This is a genomic window from Dactylosporangium maewongense (assembly GCF_039531485.1).
GTDB classification, from domain to species: domain Bacteria; phylum Actinomycetota; class Actinomycetes; order Mycobacteriales; family Micromonosporaceae; genus Dactylosporangium; species Dactylosporangium maewongense.
This window is the reverse complement of the sequence record NZ_BAAAQD010000038.1, coordinates 24,124-35,269: the sequence shown is the minus strand read 5'-3', so window position 1 is coordinate 35,269 and position 11,146 is coordinate 24,124. Positions and strand designations below refer to the sequence as shown.

Sequence of the window (11,146 nt, the reverse complement as noted above, 5' to 3'; positions counted from 1 at the left end):
AGGACGCCCGTCGTCGGTGGATGCTGCTCGCCGAGTCCGACAGACTTACTGAGGAGGCGACTCACCTTGAACACCGTGATCTCCCGCGACGGCACCGCCATCGCGTACGACCGGGCCGGTGCGGGTCCGGCGGTCATCCTGGTCGGCGGCGGGCCGACCGACCGATCGAGCAATGCATCGGTGGTCGATGCGCTCGCACCGTTCTTCACCGTCTACAACTACGACCGGCGTGGCCGTGGTGACAGCGCGGACACGGCCCCGTACGCCGTCGTCCGCGAGTACGAGGACCTGGACGCGGTCATCGTCGAGGCCGGCGGATCCGCACACGTCTACGGCACTTCCGGCGGCGGGATCCTGGCTCTGAGGGCGGCCGCACACGGCCTCGCCATCACCAGACTGGCCGTGTGGGAAACCCCCTACATCGTCGACGACAGCCGCCCGGCCGTGCCCGCCGACTACCGCGAGCAACTGATCAAGCTGTTGTCCGAGGGACGCCGCGGCGACATGCTCGAGCTGTTTTTCGTCAAGGCCGTCAACCTTCCTGTCGAATTCGTCGCCCCGATGCGGCAGTCGCCGTTCTGGCCGGCGATGGAGAAGACCGCCCACACACTCGTCTACGACGCGACCGTCACCGGTGACTTCTCCCTGCCGATCGATCAGATGGCCGCCGTCACGATGCCGACCCTCGTCGTCGACGGTGGCACCACGCCGTGGCTCAGTAGCACCGCCGAGGCCCTCGCGGCGGCCCTGCCGAACGCGCGCCGCCGCACCTTGCCCGGCCAGCCGCACAACGTGGACGCGGCCGCCATCGCACCCGCACTCGCCGAGTTCTTCGGCGCGTAGCCGTCCGGGCGGGCGCCGGTCTACGGAGCATCGGCGCCCGCCCGCCCGCCAACGCCGCTGTCGCGGGCATCGGCACCATCCGCACCCATCACCTCCGAGGAGCTCTCTTGACCAAGATCGTCGCTCAGTGCTTCATATCCGTGGACGGCGTCGTCGAGTCGCCCGAGCAATGGCATTTTCCCTACTATGACACCGCCATGGAGTCGGCGGTCGCCGCGCAACTGCACCAGGCGGACATGTTGCTGCTCGGGCGTGCGACCTACGAGGTGTTCGCCGACCACTGGCCCCACCAGGGCAACGATGTGCTGTTCGCGAAGCGCCTCAACAGCATGCCGAAGCTGGTCGTTTCCACCACCTTGAACACCGTCGAATGGCAGAACTCGACCCTGATCCGCGACCTCGGGCAGCTCGCGGCGGTCACGATTGCCCCCGACAGGCACATCACGGTCAGCGGCAGCGCCACCCTGGTGCGTTCGCTACTGGACCACGATTTGCTCGACGAGTTGGAGCTGCTCGTACACCCGCTGGTAGTGGGTCATGGCGCGCGCCTGTTCGACAAGGGCGGCAAGCACCGGCCGTTGAACCTGGTCCGATCCACCACCTTCGACACCGGCGTGCTCCACCTCGTCTACGAACCCATCTGACTTCAGGAGGCACGACAGGCGCGAGCATCATCAACTTGCCGACCGGCAACCGGAAGCGCTACCGCAACCGGCCGGCGACGACGTCGCGCACCTCGGCAGCAGTGGGCCGCTCGCGTCCGGGCCCGGCGGCTTCCATGAGCGTGGTGCGGATCTCCGCGCCGTGGCGGCGGCGGTAAGCGCCGGGGTCGCCAGCAGCAGCCGGCGGTACGGGCGGCGCAGCCCGGACGAAACGGGCCGATTGTGGTTGACCACCACACCGTCATCGCGGAGTTCGGCGGTGATCCGCGGCGCGCCGTAGGTGCCGTCGTGCGCGGCTTGCACAGCCCGGATCCTCACGGCCAGGACCGCGTCGGCAGCCTCACGCGCGGCCCGGGCCGCGGCGGTGGACCTCCAGTAGTAGAAACTCGACCAGGCCACGCCCAGCAGCTGACACAACCGCTTCACGCCGTAGCGCTGCTGGTGGTCGGCGACGAACCGGGGAGCGGTTCACCAGCGCGTCTCCCCGGCGAAATACCGGGCCGCCTTGCGCAGGATGTCGCGCTCCTCCTCCAACTCGCGGATCCGGCGACGCAGGTCGGCATTCTCTTCCTCGACCGAACCGGCCGGCTGCGACCTTCCCGGTGCGGCCGGACCGACAGCCCCGCCGCGCAGCTGCTCATCGAGTCGAACCCAGCTCCGCAACGTCTCTCGACTGACGCCCAGATCATCGGCGATCTGCGCGATCGTCACGCCCGGCCGAGACCGGTACAACGCCACCGCGACCTCAGCCAGCAGGAGTGGAACCTGCACTTGCCGTCGCTGCCCTACGAGCGCACATGCGCGGCCAACTGAGCGTCATCGGACCGACCCTTCGGTGCGCCGGCGTCGCGCCATGGGCAACCAGAAGGACCTGCGGTCAGGCTCGCTCATGCGACTGACGCTGCTGACGTGTGTGCGCCTCCTGCGTCCCGGCGCTTTCCCGACGCCGGGCCGGGATCAGCAGCGCCAGTAGCGCGCTGAGAAGCGCGATGCCGGCTCCGACCCACATGACTGTATGCACGCCGGACATGAACGCGTGTTCGGTTGCGCGTGTGATCGCGGCCGTGGCGAGATCGTCCGTCTGCGCGGAGTGGTTCAGGTGCGCGTCGAGAGGAGCAATTCCCTGTTCGGCCAGGCCCTTGTGGGCGAGGACTTGATCCGCGACGGCATCGGGGACGCCTGCGCGGTGGAGTTGCGCCGGCAGTGTCCGTGCGACGATCGTGGCGATCACCGTCCCGAACACGGTCGTGCCGAGCACGCCACCGAGTTGGTTCGCGGTGGTCTGCAGGCCTCCCGCGACCCCGCTGTGCTGTACGGGAGCCGTCCCGACGATAGCCTCGGTCCCGGCGACCACAATGATCCCCATGCCCGCCCCAAGCAGGATCAACCAGGGCCACTGCCGGCTGTACGGGGAGTTCGTGGACAGGCCGGCCAGCCCGAAGAAGCTGGCCGCGAGCAGCGCCATCCCGAGGGCCAGCGGCCAACGCGAACCCAGCCGCTCGGTCAGGCGACCGCCCAGCGGCGAGCTGACCATGAACACCGCCATCAGCGGCAGCAGGCGAACACCCGTCTCCAGCGGCGAGTAGCCGTTCACGTTCTGCATGTACAGGCCGATGGAGAACAGCACTCCGTACAGCGCGATGTTCCCGGTCACGATCAGGAGGACACCCACCGACAAGGCCCGGGAACGAAACAGTGACAGCGGAAGGAGTGGCGCGGGGAAACGGCGCTGTCGAATCACAAACCCTGCGAAGAGGACTGACGCCACGACCACACCCGTCGCCAAGTACCACCACGCACGGCCGGTGCTGGTCAGCGCCCAAACCGACACGAACAACGCCCCGGCCAGCGTACCTGCGCCGACCAGGTCGAACCGATCGGCGCGGCCCGGGGCACGACTCTCGTCGACCCACCGGTGGGCCAGCGCGCCGGCGGCCAGTCCGATTGGGGCGTTGAGCACGAAGATCGCCGGCCAGGACAGGTACTCCACCAACGTTCCACCGACAATCGGGCCGGCGGCAGCGGCGAACGCAGATGCCGCACCCCACGTCCCGATGGCCCGGTTCAACTCGGCCGGCGGGAACGTCGATCGCAGGATCGCGAGGGTGTTCGGCACCAGGCATGCCCCGGCGAGTCCTTGCAGCACACGGAAGGCGATCAGTGCCGAGGTCGACGGTGACAGGGCGCACCCGAGGGACGCGAGCGCGAAACCGGCGACTCCGAGCACGAAGATGCGGCGCCGGCCGAACCTGTCGCCGAGCTTGCCACCGACGATCAACGTCACGGCCAGTGCGAGAAGGTAGCCGTTGGTCACCCACTGCAGACCGGTCATCGACGCGCCGAGGTCGCGGGCGATCGTCGGGTTGGCGATATGCACGACGGTTCCGTCCAGACTGACCATCACCACGCCCAACGCCACCGCGACGAGTGTCATCCGTTGCTTGCGCCTGGACCGGCTGGTGTCTGCTGCGTCGATCCCACTCACACGTCCTCCAAGTGAAACAAGCTGTATCAGTTGGAACACGTTGTACCATTTATCGAGTGGGCGACGCTAGTGACCTCAACGTGACTGAACCCGACCGGCGGTTGGACGCCCGGCGCAACCGGGACGCGGTGATCGCCGCGGCGATCCGGATCCTTGCGACCGACCCGGAGGCGAGCATGCGCCGGATCGCCGAGGAGTCCGGCGTGGCGCGCATTACCGTCTATCGACATTTTCCGACGCGCGAACACCTCATCCAGGTGCTCATCGACCTCGTCGTCGAGGAGGAGAGAGCCGTTGTCGCGACCGCGATCACGCCGGACGCCACCGCCGCGGCGGTCTTCAATCGCCTCGGCCCCGGGATCATCCGGGTCGGCGAACGCTACCGGTTTCTCGATAACCGTCCCGACCGGGGCGCCGAGGCGCCGCTGCGCCGCCCCGACGCCAATGAGCCGCTGCTGATATGGCTGACCGAAGCCGCCGGGAGGGGCGAACTCCGCACCGATCTGCCCCCCGAGTGGATGTACGCGATGATCCATGGGCTCGGTCGCGCCGCCAACGAGGAAGTCCTGGTCGGGCGCAGAACCGCCGATGAAGCCGGTCGGTTGCTCTCCCGCACCCTGACGCACGCTTTCGTCGCCCGCCGTGACGGTTGAGCGAAATCCTACTTGTCCAATAGCGCGAGGAGTTCCGGGAGTCCGAGATCGTCCAGGTGCAGCATGTCGGCGTCGCTGAGGTGCGTGGAGTCTGGCTCCGTGTCGTCCGTGAAGGTTCCAGTTGCGTTCGGTGTCGGTGACCGGGAACGGGTCGCCTGACCATGGTTGGTGCAGCGCCGCTGTCCTGGTGAACAGCTGCCCGGGCTTGAGGTGTGGCTCGGCGACCTGCAGTCCCGGCGCGCTGACGCGGCCGGGTGCGGCGCGTTGATCGGGCCGGTCCAGGACCTGGCCGCCATCATCGGGGAGGAGCGCCGGGAAGGAGCCGGGGTGCGGGAGAGGCCCGGGGCGTGGTTGGTGGCGTCGGTTCAGCGGGCCGTCCGCCGATGACAGGCGGCTCAGCTATGCGGCCCAGCGCTTGTGTGACGGCTTGCGGACGCGCTTGCGGGTGAGGATCCACAGCGCTTCGACGCCGTCCTTCCAGGTGATCTTCTTGCCTTCTTCGCGGGTGCGGGCGCGGTAGCTGATCGGCACCCCGTAGGGGCGGTGCCGGTTGCGCAGCAGCTTGCCGGTGACCTCGGCCTCCATGCCGAATCCATCGGTCTTGTCGTGGCTGTGCGCTTTGGCGTACTTGGCGCAAAAGTCAGCAGGGCTCTCGTAGAGCATCGGAACCTCCTCCTTGGTCCTGCCTCAAGTTGGACCGTTGACGCTGACGGGCGAGCAGAGTTCCGGTCGGCCGTAGGCCGCGATGATTCCGCCTTGTCGTGCAACACGGGTGGCGCGCAGCTTCGTGTTAGGGGTGAGCAGGGAGGCGAGTTGACATTCGAGGAGTACGTGGCGGCGCGGTTGCCGGCGCTGCTGCGGCAGGCGACGGTGCTGGCCGGCGATCCGCACGTGGCTGAGGATGTCGTCCAGGACGTCCTCATCAAGGCGCAGCCGAAGTGGGCGCGGATCTGCGAGTTGGACGCACCGGACGCGTACCTGCGCAAGATGATCGTGAATGAGCTGCTGTCCGCCCGGCGGCGGGTAGCTGCCGCCCTCCGCCGGGAACGGGCCCAATGGCCGGCACCGGCCCAGAATGACGTCGACGTGATCGTGCTGCGTGAGGCGATCCTGCAGGTGATCCGTACCCTCCCGGTCCGTCAGCGCCTCGTGATCGCGCTGCGCTTCTACGAGGACATGTCCGACGCCGACATTGCCGCGTTACTGGACTGCACCGAGGGGACGGTGCGTAGTCAAGCGTCGCGTGCGCTGGCCAAACTGCGTGAGATGGCGGCGACGCAACCAGTACTGGAGGACCAATGATCGACGCCGATGCCATCCGAAGCGCCTTCGCCGCCCTCGCCGACGAGGCCCCACCACCGGAGCGGATCCACGCTTCGCTGGCCGTCCGCGCGCGCCGGCACCGCCAGCGCCGGCTGGTCCTGCGGCTCGCCGGCGCCGGTACGGTCGCGGCCGCCACCGGCGTCGCGGCGGCTGGAGTGTGGCGCTTCACCCGGCCGCCGGAGTCGAGGTTTCCGGTGCTGTACGCCGGTCCCGGCGGCGGCTGGCTGGAGGTTCCCCTGCGCTTCCGTCCGACATGGCTGCCCCGTGGGTACGGCGAAGGGCAACGTGGTGTCGTCGTGGATGGGACGCAGGCACCCGTGGTCTCGCGGGGCTGGCAGACAGGCGACATGAGCCAGGGGATCTCGTTGATGGTCGGCTGGCACTCATCGCTCGATCCCGACCGGCCGAACGGTCCACTGACAACGATTGACGTCAATGGAGTGCCGGGTCGGCTCGTCCAGGTCGGCGATCAGACTCTCGGCACGTTCCTCACCTGGCAGCCGCCTGGCCAGCCGCAGCTGTTGATCAGCGTACACACCGATGATGGCGCGGACGCCCAACAGAACCTGGCCGTCCGGGTCGCGCGCTCACTGCGGCCGGATCCGGGAGTCACCTCGGTCGGCCCGCGCTTCGGCTGGCTGCCGCTCGACCTTGCTGCCGCGCCCTGGCGGCTGGCACACGGATTTGCAGGCACCGACTGGGTCCAGGATGTGAGGATGAGCGGCACCGGCGGACGGCAGCTCATCATCGGCATGGGGACCAGCGCCGAGATGCGCCTGGCGAACACGTTCACCAGCGAACCGGTCCGCATCCGCGACTGGAGCGGCTGGCAGGTGCCGGCGATGGGACAGCTCTTCCTGGTGCTGCCCGACGGCGTCGAGGTGTCCGCCCAACTCGACGATGGACCCGGCGGCGAACAGGTCATGCCTACCCTGATCCGGATCATCGAGGAGTTTGAGTTCGGACCATGGCCGGACATGAGCTGGATCGGTGGACGTTGAGGTTCAGGCCCGACCACCCGGCGGGCACGTGGCCCTGCCGGAAACACGTCCGCGAACCGCATGGCCGCGGCCTTGGCCCAGGTGGAGAGCGGCGTACCGCTGATGCTCCGCACCGAACTGGCCGGCTCGACCGCGCTGGTCGGACGTCTCTACGCCGTCGCCACGGCCGTGGTCCTGATCGGGTAGTTGCCGGTGTCGCGCTGGGTGGAGCGGGCGCACAAGACGCGGGCCCTGATCGCCATGGGGAAGGTGCGGGCGGTGGCCTGGCTGGTGGGCTACACCGCCGGAGCGCTCACCGGCGGCCCCCGGGTCGCGCTCCTGGTGGTCATGATGGTCACGTTCGCGCTGGGCGAGTGCGCGTACAGCCCGGCGTTCTACACCATCGTCGAGCGGATCGCACCGAAGGGCACGCTCGGCCGCTCGTCCGGCGCGGCGTGGGCGGTGTTCCAGGTCGGCAACACCATCGGCCCGCCGATCGCGGTGTTCCTGGTCGGCGGCGACGTGCCGTTCTGGCTCGTACTGGCGACGGCCGCGGTGGCCGCCGCGGCGCTGGTGCTGATCGTCGACCGGCGGATGCACGCGGCACCCGAGCCGGCGCTCGCCGCGCGGTGACGCCGGCCGCCCGGCCGAGCCCGTTCCTGACGCTGCCGGGGAGACACATCGTGGCCGCGCGACACGCCGTGCACAGCCACGATGTGCTCCCTCGAGCACCGTCGCGGGTCAGTAACCGAGCCGGTCGAGGATCCGGGCCGCCACATCGAGGGTGTCCCCCTCCGGTACGGCGGAATAGCCCCCGACCGCCCTGCGCCAGGCCTCCTCGTGCGCGACGACGCGGGCCCGCAGGTCGTCGACGTCCGGCGATTCCCCCGCCGTCGCCGCCCGCGCCAACCAGGTCGCCCACAACTCCCACCGAGGCAGGTAGTAGTCCCGGATCAGCCCGGCCCAGTGGCGTCCGGAGTAGTCGTGCAGCCCGCTCGTCTGGTGCCCCCAGACGGAGACGAGGCTTCGAGCGTCCCGCTCCATGACGTCGGCCTCGGCCGGCGACCCGCCCCACGCGCGGGCGTCGGCGATCCACCGGCCGACGCGCGAGTCCGAGCGGGTGCCGGCGAGTTCGTCGAGGTCGAGCAGGTCCACCCGGAACCGGGCCAGGTGCTCGAGGATCCCGCCCCGGTCGCCCTTCGCGAAGGCCGCCATCATGCCGCGGATGTGCACCCGGCACCCCTGCGCCACCACATGACCGACCAGATCGGCGACGTCCCGCTCCAGCGGTTCCCGAGCCCCCGCGTCCGCCGCCCGCCGCAGGAGCAGCCGCGTGGCGGCGGCGATCCGCGGCAGGGCGCCGAGCACCATCGGGTCGTTCTCGGCGTCGATGTTCGCCGACTGCCGCTGCGGCTCCGCTTCCCGCGGGACGAACTCCCCGGCCAGACGCTGCGCGGCGAAGGGCGTTCCGGTCGACCACGGCCGGGCGATGACCGGCGACGGGATCGACCGGGTGCGGCCCGGCCCGTAGAGCGTGTCCGCCAGCAGCCGCCAGGCCTCGACGACATCGTCGTGCCCGGAAACGTAGCGCTGCCGCGCGAACGAGTCCAGCCACTCGTCGACCTCCGCGGTGCCCCAGGCGAGGTCGGTGGCCAGCTCGTAGAAGACGGTGTTGTTCTCGATCGCCTCCGGCGCGAGGCCGATCCCGGTGAGCCGGGCCGGCCGGGTGCGCCGCAGTTCCTCGACATCGCGGCGCAGGCCACGCAGGTCGCCGAAGAGCGCGAAGCGACCGCCGAAGTTGTGCACCGCGCACCACACCCAACGCCGCTCGAACATGCCGTCTCGGCGCCACATGGGTGCGTGCTCACCCCACAGGTCGAGCAGGACGAGCCGCTCCTCCGGCACGCCGGCGAGGTACGCGCGGACCCGCTCCGGGCGCCAGAAGTCGCGGTGGTAGTGGAACGGCCAGCCGGCGAGCACCCAGGTCGCCGCCGGGTCGTTGTCGGCCATCGCCCGGTAGACGGCCCGGCCCGCGGACTCCAGGTAGTCGGGGTCACCGGACGGCGGCACCGACTCGATGTACGGATCGACGGCGTAGTGGTGGTCGGTGCCGAACAGCTCCCGTTGGACGCTCATGAACTGCGCGGCCAGCGAGCGGTACCGCTCGCTGCCGGGGCCGAGGATCCGGGTGCGCCAGCCCTGCCACTCGAGCTCGCCGTCCGACGGGCCGGCCAGTTCCGGCGGTACATGTCCGCCGAACATCGGCAGGACCGGCGTCATGCCCAGCGAGCGCTGCCGTTCGAGGATCCGCTGCGCCAGCTCGACGTGCCGGCTGACCCAGGTCGACGGCAGCGGCCCGCCGAACGAGTTGGTGTTGCCCATCCACGTCCACGGGAAGTGCGCCGCGCTGCCGATCCACTCGTCGATCCGGGCCTGGTCGAGCCCGGCCCGCCGGAACATCTCCGCCAGCACCGCCTCGTGCCCCACCTGCATGAGCGGGTGGGTGACACCGTGCAGCGCCATCCAGTCGATCTCCCGCTCCCAGCGGTCCCAGTCCCAGAACGCCGAGGAGTAGCCGTAGGTCACCGCGTTGAGGTAGTAGCGGATCGGGAACGGGCTCGCCAGCCGGGTCCGCGGGGCCGCGGGCCATGACTCCAGCGGCGGCTGGAGCCTCGGCTGGTCCCAGGTCACCTGGCGGCCGGTGACCGCCTTCAGGTACTGGGCGAACGCGGACGCCGCGGCGACGGGGTCCGAGCCGCGCAGGGTCAGTACGCCGTCACGGCACTCGTACTCGCCGGCGGCGGCGTCAGCGCCCGCCGGAATCGTCTCGACCCGCACGTCGCCGCCGGCCACGCGGGCCGCAAGGGCTCGAACCGTATCCAACGCTCACACCTCCTCGAGGGTGCGGTTCAGCCGGGACCGCTCGGCGGCGAAGGCGACGAAGTGGCTCTCCATGCTCTCCTCCAGCGAGGTCGGGGCCGCCCCGACGTCCGCACCGGCGAGCCGTCCCCGGACCCGTCCGGTGAAGTCGCTCATCAGCCCGGCGTCCCCGCCGCCGTGTCCGGTGAAGGCCTCGATGACCTCGTCGACGATGCCGGGCGATCCGGCACCGACCTCCAGCGTCGAGTCGGGTCGTTGCCCGTCCACGTGGGGTGGCGCCTCCAGGAAGGGCGTGACCGTGATCCGCCCGGAGCGCATGTCGGCGCTGATCTGCCCGTGGCTGCCCATCATGACGAGCGTCCGGGTGTTCTCGGCGGTGAACGCGGAGACCACCAGCGACGCGGTGACGCCGTTACCGAACCGCAGTGCGGTCGTCTGGTGGTCGACGACGTCGTTGTCCATCCGGTAGACGCACCGTCCGTAGTCGGTCAGTCGCAGGGCACGCTGGCGGCCTGCCGGACTCGTGTCGTTCGTGATGACGGTGACCGGCGGGCCGTTGATGCCGGCGAGTTGCTCGACGTAGAGGCGTTCGGCGTTGTACGGGCAGGTGTCGGCGACGGCGCAGCCGTCGACGCAGCGCTCCGTCGACCCCTTCGGCGCGCGTTCGACCCGGAAGTGACGGCGTTCGCCGAACGAGGCGACCGCGGTGATCGGCGCCCCGACCAGCCACCGGAGGATGTCGATGTCGTGGCACGCCTTGGCTAGCAGCATCGGGCTCGACCTGTCCGCGCGGTGCCAGTTGCCGCGGACGTAGCTGTGCGCGAAGTGCCAGTAGGCGATGTTCTCGACGTGGGAGATGCCCTGGAGTTCGCCGATCCGGCCTTCGTCGAGCAGGCGGCGCAGGGTGCGGAAGAACGGGGTGTAGCGGAGCACGTGGGCGACGGTGACCGTGCCGGGGCTGCCGTCGGCGGCGGCCGTCAGTCTCCGCAACTCCTCGGGCGTCGGCGCGATGGGCTTCTCGAGCAGGACGTGGTAGCCCAGTTCGAGGGCCCGCAGGGTGGGATCGACGTGATCGCGGTCCGGGGTCGCGACGATGACCGCGTCCCATGGGCCGGGTGTCGCCAGCGCCTGGCGCCAGTCGGTGTACCGCTGGGTGGCCGGAACGGCATGGGCGTCGCCCACGCGGTCGCGGCGCTCCGCGTCGGGGTCGGCGACCGCGACGACCCGGCCCTCGTCCGGGTGCTCCAGGCACCACTGGGCGTACGCGTGCGCGCCGCGACCTCCCGCACCGAGCACGAGGAGTCGCACTGGACCTGTTCC

The 11,146-nt window shown here is 70.0% G+C and carries 12 protein-coding genes and 1 pseudogene; 7 read left to right on the top strand and 6 right to left on the bottom strand.

Annotation, left to right across the window (positions count from 1 at the left end; genetic code table 11):
- The first annotated feature begins 75 nt into the window (after positions 1 to 75).
- Positions 76 to 843 carry an alpha/beta fold hydrolase gene (locus tag ABD332_RS52585; protein ID WP_344513473.1) on the top strand — a complete coding sequence of 256 codons (768 nt, stop codon included), beginning with the start codon at positions 76 to 78 and terminating at the stop codon, positions 841 to 843.
- A 107-nt stretch (positions 844 to 950) separates the two neighbouring features.
- Positions 951 to 1,487, top strand: a complete 537-nt coding sequence (locus ABD332_RS52580) for a dihydrofolate reductase family protein (protein ID WP_344513384.1) — start codon at positions 951 to 953, stop codon at positions 1,485 to 1,487.
- A gap of 30 nt (positions 1,488 to 1,517) precedes the next feature.
- Here the strand turns inward: ABD332_RS52580 and ABD332_RS60320 are convergent, their stop codons facing one another.
- The 3 genes from ABD332_RS60320 to ABD332_RS52570 all read right to left on the bottom strand — a co-directional run bounded on the left by ABD332_RS60320 (position 1,518) and on the right by ABD332_RS52570 (position 3,990).
- A complete protein-coding gene (locus ABD332_RS60320) occupies positions 1,518 to 1,904 on the bottom strand; it encodes an IS3 family transposase (protein ID WP_425552437.1) in 387 nt (128 codons plus the stop codon).
- Positions 1,905 to 1,973: 69 nt separating this feature from the next.
- Positions 1,974 to 2,276 carry a transposase gene (locus tag ABD332_RS52575; protein WP_344513382.1) on the bottom strand — a complete coding sequence of 101 codons (303 nt, stop codon included), beginning with the start codon at positions 2,274 to 2,276 and terminating at the stop codon, positions 1,974 to 1,976.
- A 106-nt stretch (positions 2,277 to 2,382) separates the two neighbouring features.
- Positions 2,383 to 3,990, bottom strand: a complete 1,608-nt coding sequence (locus tag ABD332_RS52570) for an MFS transporter (protein ID WP_344513380.1) — start codon at positions 3,988 to 3,990, stop codon at positions 2,383 to 2,385.
- 56 nt (positions 3,991 to 4,046) lie between these two features.
- Here ABD332_RS52570 and ABD332_RS52565 point away from each other — a divergent pair, with 56 nt between their 5' ends.
- Positions 4,047 to 4,643 carry a TetR/AcrR family transcriptional regulator gene (locus ABD332_RS52565; RefSeq protein ID WP_344513378.1) on the top strand — a complete coding sequence of 199 codons (597 nt, stop codon included), beginning with the start codon at positions 4,047 to 4,049 and terminating at the stop codon, positions 4,641 to 4,643.
- A 399-nt stretch (positions 4,644 to 5,042) separates the two neighbouring features.
- Here ABD332_RS52565 and ABD332_RS52560 read toward each other — a convergent pair.
- A pseudogene (locus ABD332_RS52560) lies at positions 5,043 to 5,237 on the bottom strand (glycosyltransferase family 2 protein); the annotation flags it as partial.
- A 219-nt stretch (positions 5,238 to 5,456) separates the two neighbouring features.
- On the opposite strand from ABD332_RS52560, the gene ABD332_RS52555 reads away from it, so the two are divergent.
- From ABD332_RS52555 to ABD332_RS52540, 4 genes are read left to right on the top strand one after another with little or no spacing between them, the layout of a single operon-like run.
- Complete coding sequence (locus ABD332_RS52555) at positions 5,457 to 5,945, top strand: SigE family RNA polymerase sigma factor (protein WP_344513377.1); 489 nt, start codon at positions 5,457 to 5,459, stop codon at positions 5,943 to 5,945.
- Positions 5,942 to 6,967 carry a hypothetical protein gene (locus ABD332_RS52550; RefSeq protein ID WP_344513376.1) on the top strand — a complete coding sequence of 342 codons (1,026 nt, stop codon included), beginning with the start codon at positions 5,942 to 5,944 and terminating at the stop codon, positions 6,965 to 6,967. Before ABD332_RS52555 ends, ABD332_RS52550 begins: the two co-directional genes overlap by 4 nt.
- Before the next feature lie 60 nt (positions 6,968 to 7,027).
- Positions 7,028 to 7,153 (top strand): hypothetical protein, encoded by a 126-nt coding sequence (locus ABD332_RS52545; protein ID WP_344513375.1) that lies wholly within the window; start codon positions 7,028 to 7,030, stop codon positions 7,151 to 7,153.
- A 6-nt stretch (positions 7,154 to 7,159) separates the two neighbouring features.
- Positions 7,160 to 7,579, top strand: coding sequence for an MFS transporter (locus ABD332_RS52540; protein ID WP_344513374.1), 420 nt, complete (start codon positions 7,160 to 7,162; stop codon positions 7,577 to 7,579).
- Between the two features lie 108 nt (positions 7,580 to 7,687).
- Here the strand turns inward: ABD332_RS52540 and ABD332_RS52535 are convergent, their stop codons facing one another.
- A complete protein-coding gene (locus tag ABD332_RS52535) occupies positions 7,688 to 9,829 on the bottom strand; it encodes an alpha-N-acetylglucosaminidase (protein ID WP_344513373.1) in 2,142 nt (713 codons plus the stop codon).
- A 3-nt stretch (positions 9,830 to 9,832) separates the two neighbouring features.
- Positions 9,833 to 11,134 carry a Gfo/Idh/MocA family protein gene (locus ABD332_RS52530; RefSeq protein ID WP_344513372.1) on the bottom strand — a complete coding sequence of 434 codons (1,302 nt, stop codon included), beginning with the start codon at positions 11,132 to 11,134 and terminating at the stop codon, positions 9,833 to 9,835.
- Positions 11,135 to 11,146 lie beyond the last annotated feature (12 nt).